Origin of the sequence: Faecalicatena orotica (assembly GCF_003149245.1) — a bacterium.
In the GTDB taxonomy this organism is placed as follows: Bacteria; Bacillota; Clostridia; order Lachnospirales; family Lachnospiraceae; genus Faecalicatena_A; species Faecalicatena_A orotica.
On the sequence record NZ_QGDL01000012.1, the window covers coordinates 105,970 to 125,845 of the forward strand.

Genomic DNA, 19,876 nt, shown 5'->3' on the forward strand with positions numbered 1-19,876 from the left:
TTCTGCCTATAAATACAAAAGCACTTCCGCGGCAAACCGCCCTCTTCCGCTGTCCAGTTTTAATGTACCGTTATTTTTATCCACCATCCTCTGTACACTGTACAGGCCAATGCCGTGCTTCTCCCTGTCCTTCTTGGTGCTTAAAAATCTTCCATTCTTCTTTACCACCGGTTCCTTGCAGCTGTTCTCAATCCTGATATACAGAATGCTTTCATCCGCCCGCAGAAAAATATTCATCCATTTTTCCTGAGTTTTCACCGCCCCCTGAACTGCATTCTCCAGAAGATTCCCAAGAATTGCAGTGAGGTCAAAGGCTTTTACCGAAATCTCCCTGGGCACTTCTACTTTCCATATAATCTCAATTCCATTTTCCTTTGCCTGCTTAATCACGTAATTCAGAATACTGTCTATTTCTTTTTTTCCAGTGAAAACATACTCCTTCGTCTGCTCCAGATATCCTTCAATCTCCTCAATATAGCGGAGTACAGGCATATCCTGACTGTCTCTTGCAAGACCTCCCAACACAATCAGGTGATGGCGGATATCATGCCGGAACACCCTCATCTGGCTCTGTGCATCCGCCATAATCTGAAGCTGGTTATCATATGCCTCTATCTGTTTTTCCAGACTCTTCTCCCTGCGGCTTTTTCTGCTCCATCGTATGTATATAACCAGTACTGCCGAACAAGAAATTAGAAAAAACACCAGAAACACTGCCAAAATGATTACAAATCTGCCGCCCATCTGCTACAGCTTCCTCCATAACTGCATCATCCGGTCCCGCACCTCTTTCCTGTGAGGCCGGCTGATGCTCAGTTCATCTCCATTGGTCATAACAATAGATTCATAGTTATACTGCCTGATATACCTTATATTTACCACGAAGGATTTGTGTATCATTAAAAACCCTCTGCTTAACTGCTTCAAAACCTGGTCCAGCTTCCCATAAAACATCGGATACTTCTCCTCCCCCACTGACTGCAGCTTCACCTGACGCCCCTCACTGGAAAAATACAAAATCTCCTCATAAGGAACCCGGTAAAAATTCTGTCCTGACTGGTATTCAAAAACCTCACGCCCGATACTTGAGAGTTCAAGAAAAACCTTCATCACCTTTTCTACACTCTCATATCCGGCCGGCTTCACCAGAAAGTCCAGCGGACGCATCTGAAAAAGTTCAAGGGCATAGTATGTCTTAGAAGAAATATACACAATCTGCGTCTTCTGGTCCTGACAAACACTCCTGATATGCCGGCCAATCTCAACCCCATTCAGGTCAGGCAGCTCTATATCCAGAAACACCATATCAAACATTACCTCCCCCAGCCTGCCCACAAAATCCATCCCCAGATAAAAGCGCTCCACAGCTATGTCCACATCCGCCGATTCCCCGAACCGCACCAGATACGTTTCAATCTCTTCACATGTAATCACTTCATCATCGCATACAGCTATACGATACATGTCCATCCCCCATCCCTGACCGATAAATGTTATATTTTGATTATACCATACAAGTCAGGCGTCCTCAGAATACACTTTTTACAAAAACATAGCCCTTTTATTACAAATAGAAGTAATAGTTGACGAGCTTTAGCCTCGGAAACGAATGGGGACACTTGCCTTGGGACGGGGATCTTTCCTGCCGTCCTGATGAACCAGCTAATGTGAAGGGGAGTCCGGCGGCCTGCGGAGCAGGGGAACTGGTTCAAGTCCGTTAAGTAAGCTGTAGAAGATGTTGGAGAAAACGGAAGAGGAAGGGAGGGCAGAATTTGTTTCCGTAACAAATTCTGTTGCCTCCTGAGGCGCAAAAACATCAGTTTTTGCACCGAATGCGGCATGTCCCACCCTTCCCCTTCCGTTTTCTCCTACAGCTTCTAAGCGAAACGCCCGGACTTGAACCAGCCCCCCCTGCCCCGCAGGCCGCCGGACTCCCCTTCGCATTAGCGCCCCCTTTCTTTTTCAGTGGATTTTTTCTTTTTTTGTGTTATGCTTATTGTATTAAGTTTGAGGTGAATACTATTGAAGAAATTATTTTTTAGAAATCTGGGAGTCACTCTGCTGTGCCTGATTATAGCTACCGCTCTTTCTTTTTTATTTTTCCATTTCGGGCGCGGGAACTCTGCTAATATTGCCCTGATCTACATACTCGCCCTGATTCTGACTGCCTTGAATACGCAGGGGTATCTCTTCGGTATTTTTGCATCGCTGTTCTGTGTTGCGGCGGTTAATGTGTTTTTTACTTATCCGTTTTTCAAAATGGATTTTTCGCTGGACGGATATCCGGTTACTTTTGTGGGTATGCTTGCAATCAGCCTGATTACGAGTACTACTACGACACGCATGAAGAAGCAGAAGGCGATTCTGGAAGAACGGGATAAGAAGCTGGCGGAGGCGGATAAGGAACGGATCCGGGCGAATCTGCTCAGGGCTATTTCCCATGATCTGCGCACGCCCCTTACAAGTATCATTGGATCATCTGCATCTTTTATGGAGGATTATGAAGAGCTGACAGAGGAAGACCGGCTCGAGCTGGTGTCCAATATTAACGAGGATGCGCACTGGCTTTTGAATATGGTTGAAAACCTGCTGACTGTCACGAGGATACAGAATGATTCCGGCAAGGTCAGGAAGTCGCTGGAAGTCGTTGAAGAAGTAGTCGGGGAGGCTATCAACCGTGTCAGGAAGCGCCATCCGGATCTGGTGGTTAACGTCGACATGCCGGAAGACTTTTTAATGATACCAATGGATGCCACTTTGATCGAACAGGTCATGATCAATCTGCTTGAGAATGCTTTTCTTCATTCGGGGAGCGATGCCCCTGTTAACCTGGTAATTGAGAATCAGGAGGATCAGGTTGCTTTCCATATACGGGATTACGGGATCGGGCTGGATGAAGCCCAGATTCCTTATATTTTTGAAGGGAAATACCATAGCGATAATACAGACAGCTACCGGGGAATCGGGATAGGCCTTTCTATCTGCAAAACGATCATAACCGCGCATGACGGCACCATCTGCGCCTCCAATCATGAAAAAGGGGCCGAATTTACATTTATTTTACCAAAGGAAAAGGAGACAGAAGATGACGCATAAATTTACCGTGTTGATAATAGAAGATGAAAAAAATATTCTGGCTTTCGTTGGCAAAGTTTTGAAGAAGCATGAATACAGAGTTCTCTGTGCTGACAACGGCTCGGAAGGCCTGAACCTGATCCATTCCCAATGCCCGGATGTTATTCTGCTTGATCTCGGGCTCCCGGATATGGACGGCATTTCGATCATCCGTGAAGTACGCACATGGACAAGTACCCCTATCATTGTTATATCCGCACGCTCCGCAGAAAAGGAGAAGGTCTCTGCACTTGACCTGGGCGCTGATGATTATATTACCAAACCATTCGGCACATCAGAACTGCTCGCCAGAATCCGTGCCTCGCTGCGCCACAGCAACCGCCTGATCACAGACAGTACGCTTTATATACGCCCCTACCAGAGCGGGGGATTGTGTCTGGACTTTTCCAAACGGCTGCTGACAATAGACGGCAGAGAGATTCACCTCACACCGATTGAATACAAGATTGTCGCATTTCTCGCCCAGAATTCGGGAAAGGTCATGACTTATGCCTCCATTCTTTCAAATGTCTGGGGTCCTTATGCTGATGATGACAACAAAATCCTGAGGGTGAATATGGCTAATATACGCAGAAAACTGGAATCCGATCCCGCACAGCCCCAGTATATTTTCACAGAGGTCGGAGTCGGTTACCGCATGAAGGAAGATGAATTTGATACAGGCGATCCTGCACAAGGCTGATGTTAAGAAGGCGCTAAGGTTCCTGCAAAAACCTTTCCTGTCTGATGTTTATGTTCTAAAATGAGTTCATAGCAATTAAGGGAACCAATAAAGGAGCGTACACACATGGACACAGGAAATATTGTAATGATTTTACTTATGGTTATCGGCGGTTCAGCCGGTATACTTTCTACCTTATATCTGGCCGTTAGTTTTCCGGCCGTCATCCTCTGGAAGATATACCGTAAAATCCGTTATGGTTATGCCTTAACTGACTAAAACTGCCTCACTATTTCTCATATTCCCGAAGAGAGCCGGAAACGCAATTGTTCCCGGCTCTCTTTATATATCCATTCCGACTACAACCAACCCGATTTACAGCACAGACAAAATTATTACCCCTATAATGGTTCCTAGGATTATTCTTGTATAACTTCTAACGGACCAACGGCCCGTTCCGCGTCTTTTTATTCTGATACATTCTCTCATCGGCAAGCTCCAGCAAAGAGTGGTAATTATCCCCCTCTTCCGGATATAAAGCGTACCCCATAGAAAAATGGACGGTAATCTCTACATGATCATCCAATGCTACAGTATACCCGTCCTGGTCGGCAGTTATATCTTTAATAATACTGTCAATCTCGCCTTTGTCAGGACAGTCATATATGCACAATACGAATTCATCTCCTCCCAGACGAGCAGCAACCGCATTGCCGTGATGATATGTTTCAATCACCCCGGCTATTTTTTTCAGGTACAGGTCACCGCCTCTGTGCCCGTAAAGATCATTTGTTTCTTTCAGCTTGTCAGCATCTATCATGATCAATGCACTATAGTTCAGCGGCTTTCCATTCATGAAAATTTCATCCATTTTTGCATAGAATGCCCGCCTGTTAAACAATCCGGTCAGCGACTCGATATCCCGTTCCTGCTCGATATGCCGCTTTTCCCGTACTTCCTGTGTTACATCAATCAAAATAGCCAGATTACTTTCTTCGTATGTAAACTCCTCAAACCTGACATACCGTTCTACAGTTCCCGGCAGTCTATAGATATTATCTGACTGGTGTAATGCATTTTTCTTAAGCTGTTGTTCTTTTTGGGGAATCAGTTCCGGGTGCCCCAATATATAGTTATACTCTTCGTCTGTCAGCATCAGTATATCCCTGACCCGGCTGGTTGCCACAACACGTTTAGAACCCGGGATATATTCATAGAGACCAATCGGAATCCTTGACAGTTCTAACGCGATAGACATCTTTTTAGTGGAACTTAATACACTCTTTAGCATTGCATTAATATGGGTACTGAGTTCGGCCAGCTCAGGAACCGTATCTTCACTGAACAGGATATCAGTACCGCCCTGTTCGATTTCATATAATTTTTTATTAATAGCGATGATCCCTTTTACAATTTTCCGGTCTAAATAAATATAAATAAAAATGATTGCAAGTACAGACAAGAATACAATATCAGTAGCTAAGAGCCAAGTGTCTGTCAGCACCTGCTTATACAGTGACGATTCCAGATAGGTTCTTGCCAGAATCAGGGAATCCGAATCCTTGATGGCGCAGTAATTTTTCCTGCCATCAATGGTCGGGTGGGCAACGGTTAATTTATCCGAATGGCCGTCCAGCTCCAGCCCCAGTTCTTCCGCATTCTTTCCTATGTATTCGGGGGCAGTACAGCTGACAATTTCATAACTGTCAGGATCAATTGCATACAATACCGTTGCGCTGTCGGTCGGAATCAGGGAAAAGACCGAGGAAAAGGTTCTGCCCTCCATTGCCTTCAAAACTCTTTGTGGCTCCAGCCCAATCTGTACGATTCCGCTGCCATCCTCCATCCACACCGCCGCATACTGCATCAGCTTTTGTTCTGCCGTGTTCGGGGTTATATCCTGACACAATTCAAGTGAGTGGTCTTCCAGCATCGGGAGAAAAAACTTCATCTGCTCTCCTGAGTTAAAGTTGTAATGGTAATATTCCGGATGTGTGCCGGCATATATTTCACCTTCTGTATTAAAAAAATGGATCTCATCAACCTGTAATAATTCTGCTACCCCTATCGCTTCCTCCCGGCTGTTAATCACTTCGGGATAATGCTGCGCCACATAAGCAGCCATCCGCGCCCGTATCAGACAGTCATCCGCGAAATCAGATTTGATCTGTGCCAGATCCTGCTCATTCTTCTTTATCATATTCTCAATCTGCCAGAATAAATCTGCAGATTTCTCTTCTACATTGCTGTGGATAAGCTGGATCCGAAGCACATAATTTATAAGCAAAGTAAACAGCATAACGATAGAAATAACGATAATCAATGCTTTTGTTATACTTTTTTTCAATCTGCAATTCCTCCTCATAAAACCATTATATAGAGGTTTTCCCAAAATTAACAGACCAGTTTTCAAAAACATCGATAGAAAGTGGTTTTGAATAGATATACCCCTGAACCATACCGCATTTTATCTCTCGCAGACAGGTGAGTTGTTCCTTTGTCTCAATCCCTTCTGCTACAACAGAAATATTTAATGAATCGGCAAGCCTGACAAGACTGGATATAATTTTCCATGATTTCTCATTCATTGTATCGGCAAAAAACTGTCTGTCCAACTTAATTGTATCTACATCAAACTCGTTTAGTAGTGCAAGGGAGGAGTATCCAAAACCAAAATCATCCAAAGAACATAGAAAACCATGTTTATGCATGTCCTGTATTACTTTCTTTACCAGAATAATCTGCTGTGTATCAAAAAACACCGATTCGAGCATCTCAAATTCAATGATTCCATCTGGAATCTGGTATTTTTCCTTTATTGCCACAAATTCTTCCAGAAAATCAGGATTCTTCATGTGGAGTCTTGACAGATTTACAGAGATAGGAATGACCTGTTTCTTCTCTTTGAACCACCGTTGTACTAACTTACATACCTCCTCAAACATATAAATATCTAATGTACATATTTTACCATTTGACTCAAACAGGGGAATAAAATCTGAAGGATAAATCATACCACGTTCCGGATGAATCCACCTGACCAGTGCCTCTGCCCCGCCCAGCATCTGATTCTCCAGACGGATCTTGGGCTGAAGGTAAATCTGGAAATCATGGTTTTGGATCGATTCCTCGAATAACCCGTTTAATTCAGCCTCCCGGTTCATTTTGATGACTAATTGATTATTGAAAAAGGCACAGATTTCCTCCCCTGTCTGGTGTTCACAGGCTGCAATTGCCCTTCCGACTATAATTTTGATGTCCAGTTCCGGCTCCTCAACAATGTATACCCCCTGTGCCAGATTGATTATATAATGAACATTTTCCCTCCCGTTAAAAGAAGCAATATCATTGACGATTTCCTCCAGCCTTGAATGCACCTGTTCCTTCCTATTCTCATGCAGGCACAGGAAAAAATGATCTGTTTCACTTCTGGCCACAATTTCATCTTCCTGCAGATGACGTTCAATCACAGTATAAATATATTTGAGCGTTTCATTACCCGCTTCCGTCCCAAAGTTCTCGTTAATGTGCTTAAAGCCCCGGATATTAATAAACACAATAGAATAAGTGCAAGGAGCACTGTGTTTCAATAGCTGCCTGCATTTTAATTGGAATGCATTGATATTATTTCCCTCTGTTAAGGGATCTGTAAAGGCCATCTTTAACAATGCCTTTCGGTTTTTCCTGCTGATATAAACGATGCAGCCCAGTATGAGAAGAAATGCGATGCCGATTCCGGCAATGACAGTATTTAAAAGATATAGATTATTTAGTCCCATTTTGATCCACCCTGCCTAAATTGTGATTTTATTTTATCACGGCAGATTATAAAATCCAACACAAAATCTGTGCACGTATACATATAGCTGACTATCATTGATTTTTCCCTGTTTATATTTTACAATAATAAAAATATACCGTAACAGGGAGTACTTTAGCATGAAAATGAAACAAACTTTATTCGAGCGCGTCTACAACGACCTTCATGAGCAAATCGTAACGCAGCGTCTGCCCTACGGAACCCACCTCCCCTCTATGAGGATTCTGTGTGACTCTTACCATGTCGGAATCCGCACGGTCAAAGATGTGATGGCCCGTCTGAAAATGGAGGGATATATCCGTACAGAAGAACGGAAACCCGCTGTCGTCATTTATAACGAATTAAATACAAATAAAAATGCGGCCGTCCAGTCCATATTGGAATATAAAACATGTATATTAGATGTCGCCGACACCATGTTCCTGATCATGCCTTCCCTCCTTTCGTTCTCAGCCCGTGCATGCAGCGATTATGATCTGGGAAAATGGAAGACCGTATATAAAAATCTGGACAGGAAAAGGCCTGCTGCCAAAACAAAAACCTTTTTATCATTTTTGTACGATCTGCTAAAGTGTTCAAACAATCTTTTACTGGGAGATTTATATACGAGTCTTGAGCTATATGCGAAAATACCGCTCTTACAAAATTTTAATGAATTAAAAGTCCTCTCGATGTCCCATCCCGAATTTGACGGCGTGAAACGGCCTATGGAAGCGCTTCTTAACCGGGATGTCCCGGAAATTGAGAAATGCCTTGAAGTAATGTATGAAGCTGTCAGGCATGGAATCCGGCAGCAGCTCGGACGCCTGTCCCGGGAGTTCCCTGATATCACGGAAAGGGATTCCACTGATTTTACATTTGACGTGCGGTATGAAAGAAATGCTTTCTATATCCAGATTGTGCGTGACCTGATTGATAAAATCGGTGCCGGCATGTACCCCGCAGGATCTTATCTACCACCTGAAGCAGTGCTGGCTAAGAATTACCAAGTCTGTGTTTCCACAGTACGCAGGGCACTGGCTATGTTAAACGAGATCGGTTTTGCCAAAACATTTAACGCTAAAGGCACCATGATTGTCTGGCAGGAAGATGAATCAATTATACAGTGTATGAAAAACAAGACTTTAAAGTTGGAAACCATGCTGTATCTGAGTGGTTTACAGCTTATGGCAATTCTTATCAAACCCGCTTCGGCTCTGGCATTTCCACATATTACGAAAGCCGATACAGACAATCTGCTTTGCCGGATGGATCACCCGGATTTTATCCTTTTTGAAGGCATGATTCAATGCATTATTGACAACCAGACACTGCCGCCGTTAAAAATTATATTGGAAAGTATCGGTGAGCTGATTATCGGAGGATATTATTACTCCATGTTTTATGACGGACCTTCAAGCGATGAAGCCTTTACCCTGACAGCCAAAGCCGCGTTTAGGAGTCTCTGTGATGGGAACGTGCATGAATTTTCTTCTAACCTGTCACAATGCTATTGCCATATTTTGACCTATGTACGTGATTATATGGTAAAGTGCGGACTTTCGGAAGCACAGAAAATCATAACACCTTAAATTTATACGGGACACCGCGATTCTCTCGAATCACGATGCCCCGTATTTTTAGCATTGAGCCTTATATCTGCGGATCATATCTTTCATAGCCGGTACGTCTTCATGCAGCTTTAAAATTGTACTGCCTACAAAAGCAGCATCGCCGCCCGCGTCTTTTACCATTTTTACATCCTCCGGAGCATGCACACCAACGCCGCAGTAGATCGGGCGCTCGATTCCGCAGTCTCTTAAATGCTTTATACATGATTCCAGTGTCGGGTAGTCCGGGTTGATATTTCCGTTTGGTTTTGCCTGCATATATACGAATCCGTTCGATGCTTTTGCAGACTCAATTTCTTCGGGGAGCATATGGAACTGTACATAACAGGAAACTTTCAGTCCGCCCTCCATAATCTGGTTTTTGATTTTCTCATCTTTCAGGCCGACAAGGAGAACATCCTCGAAATCATTTTCCCGGCAGAACTGTATAAAGCGGTCTGCTCCAATTTCCTCCACAGTATTCTCATACGCAAGAACGAGGAAGTGTACTTCCGGAAGCCGTTCCTTGAGGCGAACCATGCTTTCCATATATTTTTCATAGTCATCACAGACTTCCAGCGCTTTTGCCATTCTGTCTGCTATATAATCGCCTTCCAGATATGGGTCCCTGGACGGAAAGTCGATCTCCATCATGCGGCACCCTGCGTCTGCATATTCGATTGCTGTTGAAAAGCTGCTTTCCAGTGTCGGATAGCCGTTGGATAAGTATAAGATAATCTCCATGTTTATTCTCCTTTATATGCCTTAATAAATAATTCTTTGAATTCTTCAATGGTCGGGATGATCGGGTTTGTTTTGGTGCAGCCGTCAGCCTTTGCCATCTCTGCCATTTCTTCCAGAATGGACATGTATTTATCCTCGTCCGGTATAATTTCTTTGAATGAAGACGGGATGTTTAATTCTTTGTTCAGTTCTTCTACCATGACTGCCAGATCTTCCCCGCCTGCTTTTGCGGCGAATTCCTTATAAATGCCCGCAGCCCTCTCATCGCCTGTATTATAGCGAATGATGTATGGAAGCAGCATCGCATCTCCCAGACCGTGGGCAGTATGGAAATAACTACCCAGTGTATGTGCCATTGAATGTACGATTCCGAGGGATACATTTGTAAATGCGATTCCTGCTGTCATGGATGCGTTCAGCATAATTTCCCTTGCCACCATGTCATTGCCATCTTTGAATGCCTTCGGAAGGTTCTCCATAATATCGAGGGCCGCCTGCGTTGCCAAAATGTTGCCCAGATAGTTTGCACGAGTTGACGCAAGTGCTTCCAGGGCATGTGTCAATGCATCCATTCCTGTCTCTGCCGTGATTCTTGGCGGCATGGAACGAGTCACCTCAGGATCGCAGATTGCGATGTCCGGCATCATTTCCATGTTTCCGACACCATGCTTGATACCGGTTTCTGTATCGGAAATTACAACAGAACGGGATACTTCGCTTGCAGTCCCGGCCGTGGACGGGATACAGCAGAAAAGGGCTTTTTCCCTCAGTTTCGGGAATTCATTCGGAGGAAGGATTGCTTCCAGAGAATCCAGCTCGGGATGCTCGTAATATACCCACATCGTCTTGGCCGCGTCCATGACAGAGCCGCCGCCCAGTGCGATAATCAGGTCCGGCCCAAATGTAAGCATTTCTTTTGCACCGCGCATAACAGTCGCGAAAGACGGGTCCGGTTCTACCCCTTCGATCACCTGTGATTCGGCATTGATTTCTGAGAGGTATCCTTTTACTTTGTCAAGAATTCCGCTTTTTACCATACTGCTTCCGCCGATTACAATAGAAGTTTTCTTTGTGTTTAAAGCTTTTATATGTTCCAGACAGCCTTCACCGAACATAAGCTGGCTTCCTGCTAATTTCATTGGTCTCATCATAATAAATCATCCTCTTTTCTTTTTATTTCAGTCCATCCATAACTTCCTTGACCAGATCGTAGGAAATCGGGTTCGTCAGGATCCCGCCCTCTTTCAGGCTGGAACCAATGATTGCGCCGTCTGCCGTCTCCATCTGTGCCTTAATATTGGAAGCCTTGACGCCGCTTCCTGCGAGTACCGGAACCTTCACAACCTTTTTTACACGAGCAATCATATCGAGAGGTGTTTCCTCACCGATTACACTTCCCGTTACGATAATTCCGTCTGCCCCGTTGTCAGCCGCTTCTTTTGCGGATTGTTCGATTGTGATGTACGGAAGCAGCATATGTGCATGCTTCACCTGAACATCGGCCAGAATCTTAACGTGCTCCAAACCGAGCTGTTTTCTAAAGTCAATACATTCTTTCGCAACCGGATTGATAATTCCGTCCGTAAACACAACCGTATCGACAAATACCGGAATCCTGACAAAATCAGCTCCTGCCATACCCGCGATCGAAAGCGATGCCTTGCAGTCATTGAACGCCGCATCAATCCCAATCGGAATCTTCACACTCTGCCTTACTGCATATGCCGCAGCCGACAGGGCCGCAACCTGAGCAGTTGACAACAGCGCAGTAAACGGAGTATCCCCCATATTTTCCACAATCAGCGCATCAACTCCCGCTTTCTCCAATGTAATGGCATCCCTGACCGCATGATCTATAATCTTATCAAAGTCCCCGTCAAATCCTGCAGTTCCGGGCAACGGAAGGCAATGTACCATACCAATCACTGTCGTGTCCCCAACCCTTAAAATTTCCTGACTACTCATCGTCTGTCACCTTTCCTTCCTTTAACCTTCTTTTAAACAAGGGGTCTGACCCCTATGAACAACTGAACCTATAAATCCCCTCTAATGCTACGCGGCAGAGCAGGTCTTCTGCATCTGTCCGTGCCTGCCCCTGAAGTGTTTCTTTCAGGTTCTCCAGTACGGTTGTCATCGTTACGACGCATGTCCTGACTCCCATGAGTCTTCCGACTGTGAGCATACAGGAGGATTCCATGTCAATCCCTGTTACTTTCAGCTTCTTCAGTTCTTCGAATGTCTCTGTCATGTCGCGTCCCCACTCGAGTGAGAACCGGGAATCATGCATCTTACTGTAGAATCCGTCCATTGTGCAGTTCAGGCCGTTTCGGTATTCGGCTCCCATGTCGGTTACGGTCTGGTTCATGCAGTTTACCAGATCGATATCTGCAACGGCCGGATATGTCATGTCCACGTAGGATGAACTGGTTCCTTCTCTTCTCATTGCGGCAATCGGGATAACGAATTTCCCGAGCATGTCATCCTGAAGCGCCATGACGGTTCCCATACGCACTGCCACTTCCATACCGGATTCGTACATTTCCTCCATCGCGATTGCTGCGGACGGGGCTCCTATCCCAGTACTGGTTACTGTGATCTGCACACCTTTGTATGTTCCGGTGTAGGTATTGAATTCTCTCTTGAATGCCACCTTTTGCGGATCATCCAGATATTGCTTCAGTACTTCTACTCTCCAGGGGTCCCCGGAAAATAATACATATTTTGATATATTAGACTTATCAGCCCCTAAATATAATGTACTCATGACTGTCCTCCCTTTTTCACCTGTCTGTATTTCTCTAAAAATGCGTCTTCCGCCGGCAGGTTTGTACAGCAGCCTTCTTTCTGCAGAACAAACCAGGACAGCACGCTTCCCATAACACAGCATTCCTTCGGTGTCTCACCGTTCAGGTAACCATAGAGAAATCCTGCCATATAGGAATCGCCGGACCCTGTCGCGTCTACGACATGCTCAACCGGGCAGATTCCGATCTGTTCAATCTTTACTCCGTCTTTCGTCCGCTCATAGCAGATGCTGCCGTCCTTGCCCATCGTCGTTACGATGATGTCCACCTCACCGATCTCAAAGAGCTCTGTAATATCTTTAAATCCATACAGTTCCTCAATAATGCCGCGCTCTACTTCGTTTGTAAAAATGATCCTGCTGCCCGTGAGCAGTTCCTTTAAGAATTCCTCCGGAAATGCATCAAAATCGTCTTTCATCCCGAATACCACCGGCACATCGTACTCCCTGCATTTCCTGAAAAACACTTCGTTATCCTGTCTGGAAGCGACCGTTATAACCCCGAGCTTCGCATTCTCAAACAGGGCATCATCCATCTCCCCCGCAAACTTCCCATCCATTGACCCCGGATAGAAAATCGTGATATGGTCGTTATTGTTATCCTGCAGAAGATAGCATATGGAAGTAATCTCATCCTCTAAAACAGAAATCCCATCCAGAGGCACGCCGCCGTCTTCCAGAAACTTTTTAAAACCATTGCTTTCATAGTCGCCGCCCACCCGCAGGACCGGAAGGGACTTCTTCCCCAGCCTGCACAGCGCATAGGCGATATTGACGGAACAGCCGCCGTACTGGATCTGGCTGTTGTTTTTATTTGTAACCAGAGAAGTAAAGCCGATCTTCGCAGGCGAGGCTATTTTAATGATATGGTCCATGCTGACATATCCACTGGTAATCACGTCATACTCTTTCATACTTGTTATTCCTTTCCTGCAGGCATTATAAGGTACCCTCATCCAGCATTTTAAATAATGTCTCACTGTCAATCACATGGCCCAGATATTTATCAATATCCTCCAGATGTACACGGTTGACAGTCTCCGAATTCGTTGCCACACAGTCACTGATTACGTATCCCTCATAATCGAGATAAAATGCATCCGTAACGGTAGCCCTGATGCAGCAGTTCGTTTTCGTGCCGACAATAATCACATTTTTCACATCATTTTCTCTAAGGACAAGGTCAAGGTCTGTTGCAAAAAATCCGCTGTACCGCCTTTTTTTAATCACATAGTCGGACTCCTCTACAGGAAGCATCGGGTCGATCTCCTCCCCGCCGCTGCCTTCGATGCAGTTCGGACGCATGGCTGCCGCTTTTCTGTCGAATTTCCCCTTCCGGTTGCAATGCTGGAGATATACAACAAGTACATCCTTTTCCCTGCACTTATCTAAAACCCGTTTGATCTTCGGCAGGATTTCCCGGTTCTGCGGGTAAAATACAAGTCCGTCCGGGTCCGTAAAATCCTTTACCATATCCACGATCAGCAGTGCTGTCTTTCCCATACATGCCCCTCCATTCTTTTTACATTTAAAGTTCATTCTTAAATCCGCGCACCTTGACATTTTTATATTTCACAATCGAAACTACCGCAAGCACTGTTACCATGATGATATATGGAATGATATCGAACAGTCCTGCTGCCGGTCCTGCATAGATACTTAAGTTTACGGCCAGTGACCTCGCAACACCAAACAAAATCGCATAGAGTGACGATAATACCGGTTTCCCCTGTCCGCAGTAGATTGCCGCGATTGCGATAAACCCACGGCCCGCCGTCATATCATTGGTATAAAGGCCGAGGCGCTCTACCGAGAGGTTCACACCTGCCAGAGCACAGCAGAAGGCACCGATCAGGACTGCTGCATATTTATAAAAGTTTGTTTTGATACCAAGGCTCTTCGCAGAATCTTCATTCTCACCGACAACCCGTACATAGATTCCAAACTTCGTCTTATACATCAGAACTGCAAACGCGGCTATTCCGATAAATGCCAGATACGTGATCGGCGGATGGCCGCTTAAGATTGCCCCAATGATTGGGATATCTTTAATCAACGGAATATTAATCTTAAACTTCGCAATATTCACATTCGTCAGGTTGATGTTTGCCGTCTCCATCATCTTCATGACAAAACCTGCAATCGCAGGGGCAATCAGGTTGATGGCAAGACCTACGACGATGACATTTCCTTTATAAGTAATGCCCATAACAGAGAATACCAGTCCGTAAACCAGTGTACTTAAAATCGCCAGAATAACTGCCAGGGCCAGATTCCCGGTAAAGAACATCACCAGTGTGGAAATGAATGCACCGTTTAGCATCATACCTTCCAGTGCGATATTCAGCACGTTCGCCTTATATGCGAACATACCACCTATTACGCAGAGGATAATCGGCGTACTGTGATACACAGTATCATACAAAATGTTGTTAATCAGTTCCATTATGCAGCCTCCTCCCTTTTCTTTGCACTCTTCTTACGGAAAGAAAAATTCGTCCGCTCGGAGATGAATTTCACCGCCAGGAAGAGGATGATCAGTCCCTGGATCAGTGCCACAATTTCTTTCGGAACACTCGTGTACATGTTGATATTATCGCTTCCTGTCTTTAATGCTGCATAGAAGATGGCCGCAATCAGGATTCCCCCCGGGGAATGTCCGCCCAGAAGCGCAATCAGCATACCATCCCAGCCAAGTCCCGGTGTTCCGGAAAAACTTAATGTATACTTGAACTGTTCACTCATCATATAGCCTGATCCGGCAAGTCCTGCCAAAGCCCCGCTGATCAGCATCAGAATAATCGTCTTCTTAGCTACATTCATGCCGGCCGCCTCAGCAAATTCAGGATTCTTTCCGATTGCTGTCAGCTCATACCCAAGCTTTGATTTCTTCATCACAATATACATAATAATTAATACAATAATCGCTATCACAAAAAACATTGTCAGACGGGAGCGCCCGAATCTGGAAAACATCGCGCTCTCCTGAATGGTCGGTGTCGCAACATAACCGGAACTCAAGTCACGGAAAACGCCTGTGGAAAGGTATTCCAGTGCTTTTGCCATTGCGTAGTTCAGCATCAGCGTTACTACCATCTCATTTACCTTGCACTTCGCCTTCAAAAGCGCCGGGATCAGGGCAAACGCCATACCGCAGAGGATACCGACTGCGAAACAGATGACTTTATGTACCAGCGGATTCATTCCGGTAATATACGCACCCGCGATTCCTGCAAAGAAACCACCCAGCAGCATCTGGCCTTCCACACCCATGTTATAGAGATTTGCTTTGAACGTCACTGCGATTGCCAGACCTGTAAGGATCAGCGGTGATGCATAGTGGAGCGTATTCATAAATCCCGTGGAAGATAAAAATGACTTTTTCAGAAGTATCCAGTAAGTTTCCAGCGGATTCTCCCCGATGCATGCAATGACAATTCCTCCGATAATAAAGGCCAGCAGAATCGGCAGGACTGAATTGATTATATTCCTTAAAATATTTCCTTTTTTATTCATGAGCTGCCCCCTTTTCCCCCGGCTGGATACCTGCCATCAGAAGTCCGATACTTGCCGTCGTCACTTCATCCTGACAAACACGTCCGGAGATTTTCCCTTTATACATAACGATCATGTTGTCTGAAAGGCTTAAGATTTCTGAAAGTTCACTGGATACCAGAATTACAGCGTTTCCCTCATCCCTGAACTTTAAAATCTGTTTGTGGATAAATTCGATAGAACCGATATCTACACCACGGGTAGGCTGACAGGCAATCAGAAGCTTCGGGCCCGCAGACAGTTCTCTGGCAACAATGATCTTCTGCGCATTTCCCCCTGACAGGCTGGATACATTCCCATTCAGGTCGCCGATACGGATATCAAATTCCTCGATGTATTTGTCCCTCTTTGCCCGGATGGCCTTCTGGTCAAAGATCCCCCTTTTGCAGACATCCGGACTCCCGTGGTATCCTGCAATACAGTTCTCCGATATATTCATATCCCCGCAGAGTCCCTGCGCATAACGGTCCTCCGGAATGATGCCAACCCCGGATTTCCGGAGCTGTGCCGGCCAGTCATTGGTCACATCTTTTCCAAGAAATGTTACCGTTCCCTTTGTGGACTCCATCAGTCCGGTCATCAGCTTTACAAGCTCCGACTGTCCGTTTCCTTCCACACCGGCTACTCCCAGTATTTCTCCTTTATGGACTTTGAAGGAAATCTCAGATACGACTTCTTTTCCGTAGTCATTGATCGTAGACAGGTCCTTCACTTCATATATGACTTCATCCGCTATTGGTTCTTTTCTCTCATTATTTACGGTCAGTACAACATTTCTTCCGACCATCATCTGTGCAAGCTCCGACTCGTTGGTATCTTTCGTCTTCACATGTCCGATGACCTTCCCCTGCTTGATGACGGTAATGCTGTCGCTTAATTCCATGACCTCGCGCAGCTTATGTGTGATTACAATAATCGTCTTTCCCTGTTTCTTCATGTTCTTCAGGCTGACCATGAGGTCATCTACTTCCTGCGGTGTCAGCACTGCCGTAGGCTCATCTAATATCAGGATGTCGACATTACGGTAAAGCATCTTCAGAATCTCTACCCTCTGTCTTCCGCCTACTGAGATATCCTCGATCTTATCGAGGGGATTTAACTCAAAATGATATTCGTCTATTAACTTCTGTACCTTTTCAATCTCTGTCTTTGAATCTACAAAAGGGGATTTTCCCTTCTTTATCTCAACACCAAGCAAAATATTCTCATACACGGTGAGGCTGGGCACCAGCTTAAAATGCTGATGCACCATACCGATCCCATTTGCTATTGCATCAATGGGGCTGTTCATCTGAACCTCTTTGCCGCGGATCAGGATTTTCCCACTGGTTGGCTGCAATAAGCCGTAGAGCATATTCATAAGTGTCGACTTTCCGGCGCCGTTCTCACCGACGATACATTTGATTTCCTGTTCTTCCACACTCAGGCTTATCTTGTCATTAGCCGTGAAATCGCCGAACTTTTTTGTCAGATCAACCACTTCTATCATGCTCATTTATGTACCCTCATTTCTTATTTACTTAATTGTTACATTCTTGCATGTGCCCGGGTCGAATTCTTCGCCAACCTGTGCATTTGTTACCTTGATTGTCCCATCAGCAATCTGTGCCTTCAGGTCATCAATGTATGTCATGATCTCATCCCATTTTGCCTGTGCCTCATCTGTATCAGCCAGAGCATTTTTGATCTGGGTCAGGTCTGTGATATCTGTTGCGCCTGATGCAAGTGAGAATGTCTGAAGTCTGTCAATGTCATTGATTTTTCCGTCCACATATGCCTTTGTGATATCAAATACCGGAACAGATGTATTCTTAATAACACTTGTCAGGATATATCCCGGCTGCATATCGTCTTTGTCTGCATCTACGTGGATTGCCAGCTTGCCGTCTTCTTTTGCCTTAGATGCAACACCGTCTCCAACGCTTCCTGCTACTGCGTATACGAGGTTTGCCCCCTGGTTATAATAAGTTCCTGCCACTGTGCTTCCTGTTGCCGGATCAGCGAATCCTGCATCATATTTTGCATAGTAGTCATAATTTACTCCGAGGTCTTCAGCTGCCTTGTTGATTCCTTCAACAAATCCATAAGAAAATACTGTGATACCGTTTGAATTTGTTCCGCCTACGAATCCGATTGCACGTCCGCCTTTGTCAAGGTCCGTGAATTTATAATTTTCAGCCGGGAACAGTACATCTTTGTTCTCAAGCACCTGTACGCCGAGTGCCCCTGCTATGTAAGAAGCCTCATGCACATCAAACAGTGCACAAATGACATTATCATGGATTACATTGCCGCTCTCATCTACGTTCGGGTTGTCATTGACACAGACAAATGTTGTATCCGGATACATCTCTGCAATTGGTTCTGAACCGCCGACTCCTTTAATCAAAGCATCGAAATCGTATTCCAGGTTAAAGATAACATTGTATCCATCTTCAGCCAGTGTCTCAAGTGCAGCCGGGATTCCGTTCGTAGGCTCAACTACCTTGTACTCTACTCCCAGTTCATCAGCCGCTTTCTTAGCGCCTTCTACTGCAGTCTGATTGTAACCGTTGTCATTCTGTCCTGCGGAATCACAGACGATTGCAATCTTCACATCACTTTTCTTTCCGGAGTCCGCGCTCTTTTCGTCCTTGCTTCCCCCGCCGCAGGCTGTCAGACAGCCTACTGTCATAGCCGCTGCTAATAACACACTCAACACTTTTCTGCTTTTTTTCATAATGTTCCTCCTTTTTCTTTCACATCTTGAATTTATTTGACCTGCTCAATATAAAACTTATATTGATCTGTCCGATAGTAACATTTGAAGCTTTCAATCGGCAGCTCCTTGCCCTGGACGACTCCGTATGTCGTGCTTCCGAATAATATGACGGGCATCTGTTCATCAATATCCAGATATTCTGCAATTTCTTCTTCCGTCAGGACCGCCTCAATCGTCCTTCTTGACTTCGCAAATCTGACTCCGTACTGCTCTCTGAGAAGATCATATAATGACTGGGTGCTGAAATCATACTTCTCAATCCCCGGAAATAACTTGCGCGGGAGATAGGTGATCGTATAATTCAAAGGCTCCCCGTCTGCCATCGTGATTCTCTCCAGGCGGAACAGCTCATCTCCTACCGCTGTGTTCAGCAGCCTTGCCCGCTTGGCATCCGCCGGAACAATTTCACTGACTGTCACCTTCTTAGAAGGATTCCTTCCCAGCCTGATCACATCATCCGTACAGCTGGTGATCGCGAACAGGTTCTGGCTGTAATCATCGCTTTTTACATATGTTCCTTTCCCCTGCACTTTGTAAAGATAGCCACTTGTCACCAGTTCGTCAATAGCCCTCCTGACTGTGATGCGGCTGACCTGGTACTGCTCCATCAGCTCTCTTTCACTTGGAATTGGGCATTCTGGTTCAAACTCCTCTTCCTCGATCTTCTGGATCAGTTCCTTTTTTAGGACAAAATACTTTGGTACGCGTTCCTCTTCCATTCACTTCCTCCCTTGCTGACGTTATGTCATCATGTCGTTATGTCGTCATAACCAGTTGTAATTATATAATAATCCTATTTTCAAAAAAG

Annotated in this window: 19 protein-coding genes; 4 read left to right on the top strand and 15 right to left on the bottom strand. The window is 45.1% G+C overall.

What is annotated here, in order from left to right:
- Nucleotides 1-6: 6 nt before the first annotated feature.
- Together A8806_RS18650 and A8806_RS18655 are read right to left on the bottom strand one after the other, a co-directional pair.
- Nucleotides 7-744 carry an ATP-binding protein gene (locus A8806_RS18650; RefSeq protein ID WP_109732677.1) on the bottom strand — a complete coding sequence of 246 codons (738 nt, stop codon included), beginning with the start codon at nucleotides 742-744 and terminating at the stop codon, nucleotides 7-9.
- Nucleotides 745-747: 3 nt separating this feature from the next.
- On the bottom strand, nucleotides 748-1,464 hold the full coding sequence (locus A8806_RS18655) for a LytR/AlgR family response regulator transcription factor (RefSeq protein WP_181368781.1): 717 nt from the start codon (nucleotides 1,462-1,464) through the stop codon (nucleotides 748-750).
- A gap of 558 nt (nucleotides 1,465-2,022) precedes the next feature.
- Here A8806_RS18655 and A8806_RS18665 point away from each other — a divergent pair.
- From A8806_RS18665 to A8806_RS26285, 3 genes are all read left to right on the top strand, one after another.
- Nucleotides 2,023-3,096 carry a sensor histidine kinase gene (locus A8806_RS18665; protein ID WP_109732680.1) on the top strand — a complete coding sequence of 358 codons (1,074 nt, stop codon included), beginning with the start codon at nucleotides 2,023-2,025 and terminating at the stop codon, nucleotides 3,094-3,096.
- Nucleotides 3,086-3,817, top strand: a complete 732-nt coding sequence (locus A8806_RS18670) for a response regulator (protein ID WP_109732681.1) — start codon at nucleotides 3,086-3,088, stop codon at nucleotides 3,815-3,817. The genes A8806_RS18665 and A8806_RS18670 overlap by 11 nt, the downstream gene beginning before the upstream one ends.
- A gap of 105 nt (nucleotides 3,818-3,922) precedes the next feature.
- Complete coding sequence (locus A8806_RS26285; protein WP_181368782.1) at nucleotides 3,923-4,075, top strand: hypothetical protein; 153 nt, start codon at nucleotides 3,923-3,925, stop codon at nucleotides 4,073-4,075.
- A 157-nt stretch (nucleotides 4,076-4,232) separates the two neighbouring features.
- Here the strand turns inward: A8806_RS26285 and A8806_RS18675 are convergent, their stop codons facing one another.
- Entirely contained in the window at nucleotides 4,233-6,143 is a 1,911-nt protein-coding gene (locus A8806_RS18675; RefSeq protein WP_181368783.1) for a sensor domain-containing diguanylate cyclase, read from the bottom strand.
- Between the two features lie 25 nt (nucleotides 6,144-6,168).
- The gene (locus tag A8806_RS18680; protein ID WP_109732683.1) at nucleotides 6,169-7,575 is read right to left on the bottom strand and encodes an EAL domain-containing protein; all 1,407 of its coding nucleotides are present in this window, start codon (nucleotides 7,573-7,575) and stop codon (nucleotides 6,169-6,171) included.
- A 160-nt stretch (nucleotides 7,576-7,735) separates the two neighbouring features.
- On the opposite strand from A8806_RS18680, the gene A8806_RS18685 reads away from it, so the two are divergent.
- On the top strand, nucleotides 7,736-9,187 hold the full coding sequence (locus A8806_RS18685; RefSeq protein ID WP_109732684.1) for a GntR family transcriptional regulator: 1,452 nt from the start codon (nucleotides 7,736-7,738) through the stop codon (nucleotides 9,185-9,187).
- A 48-nt stretch (nucleotides 9,188-9,235) separates the two neighbouring features.
- On the opposite strand, the gene A8806_RS18690 is transcribed toward A8806_RS18685, so the two are convergent.
- From A8806_RS18690 to A8806_RS18740, 11 genes are read right to left on the bottom strand one after another with little or no spacing between them, the layout of a single operon-like run.
- Complete coding sequence (locus A8806_RS18690) at nucleotides 9,236-9,949, bottom strand: tryptophan synthase subunit alpha (protein ID WP_109732685.1); 714 nt, start codon at nucleotides 9,947-9,949, stop codon at nucleotides 9,236-9,238.
- Nucleotides 9,950-9,951: 2 nt separating this feature from the next.
- Nucleotides 9,952-11,100, bottom strand: coding sequence for an iron-containing alcohol dehydrogenase (locus A8806_RS18695; RefSeq protein WP_109732686.1), 1,149 nt, complete (start codon nucleotides 11,098-11,100; stop codon nucleotides 9,952-9,954).
- A gap of 22 nt (nucleotides 11,101-11,122) precedes the next feature.
- On the bottom strand, nucleotides 11,123-11,914 hold the full coding sequence (locus tag A8806_RS18700) for a BtpA/SgcQ family protein (protein ID WP_109732687.1): 792 nt from the start codon (nucleotides 11,912-11,914) through the stop codon (nucleotides 11,123-11,125).
- Between the two features lie 52 nt (nucleotides 11,915-11,966).
- Entirely contained in the window at nucleotides 11,967-12,713 is a 747-nt protein-coding gene (locus A8806_RS18705; RefSeq protein WP_109732688.1) for a nucleoside phosphorylase, read from the bottom strand.
- Nucleotides 12,710-13,666: a carbohydrate kinase family protein gene (locus A8806_RS18710; RefSeq protein ID WP_109732689.1), complete on the bottom strand. Its 957-nt coding sequence runs from the start codon at nucleotides 13,664-13,666 to the stop codon at nucleotides 12,710-12,712. Before A8806_RS18710 ends, A8806_RS18705 begins: the two co-directional genes overlap by 4 nt.
- Before the next feature lie 25 nt (nucleotides 13,667-13,691).
- A complete protein-coding gene (locus A8806_RS18715) occupies nucleotides 13,692-14,255 on the bottom strand; it encodes a cysteine hydrolase family protein (RefSeq protein WP_109732690.1) in 564 nt (187 codons plus the stop codon).
- Nucleotides 14,256-14,280: 25 nt separating this feature from the next.
- Entirely contained in the window at nucleotides 14,281-15,198 is a 918-nt protein-coding gene (locus A8806_RS18720) for an ABC transporter permease (RefSeq protein WP_109732691.1), read from the bottom strand.
- Nucleotides 15,198-16,268 (bottom strand): ABC transporter permease, encoded by a 1,071-nt coding sequence (locus tag A8806_RS18725; RefSeq protein ID WP_109732692.1) that lies wholly within the window; start codon nucleotides 16,266-16,268, stop codon nucleotides 15,198-15,200. The genes A8806_RS18720 and A8806_RS18725 overlap by 1 nt, the downstream gene beginning before the upstream one ends.
- Nucleotides 16,261-17,802 carry an ABC transporter ATP-binding protein gene (locus A8806_RS18730; RefSeq protein WP_109732693.1) on the bottom strand — a complete coding sequence of 514 codons (1,542 nt, stop codon included), beginning with the start codon at nucleotides 17,800-17,802 and terminating at the stop codon, nucleotides 16,261-16,263. The genes A8806_RS18725 and A8806_RS18730 overlap by 8 nt, the downstream gene beginning before the upstream one ends.
- Nucleotides 17,803-17,823: 21 nt before the next feature.
- Nucleotides 17,824-19,026 carry a BMP family lipoprotein gene (locus A8806_RS18735; RefSeq protein ID WP_181368784.1) on the bottom strand — a complete coding sequence of 401 codons (1,203 nt, stop codon included), beginning with the start codon at nucleotides 19,024-19,026 and terminating at the stop codon, nucleotides 17,824-17,826.
- Between the two features lie 32 nt (nucleotides 19,027-19,058).
- Nucleotides 19,059-19,787, bottom strand: a complete 729-nt coding sequence (locus A8806_RS18740; RefSeq protein WP_109732695.1) for a GntR family transcriptional regulator — start codon at nucleotides 19,785-19,787, stop codon at nucleotides 19,059-19,061.
- Nucleotides 19,788-19,876: the final 89 nt, after the last annotated feature.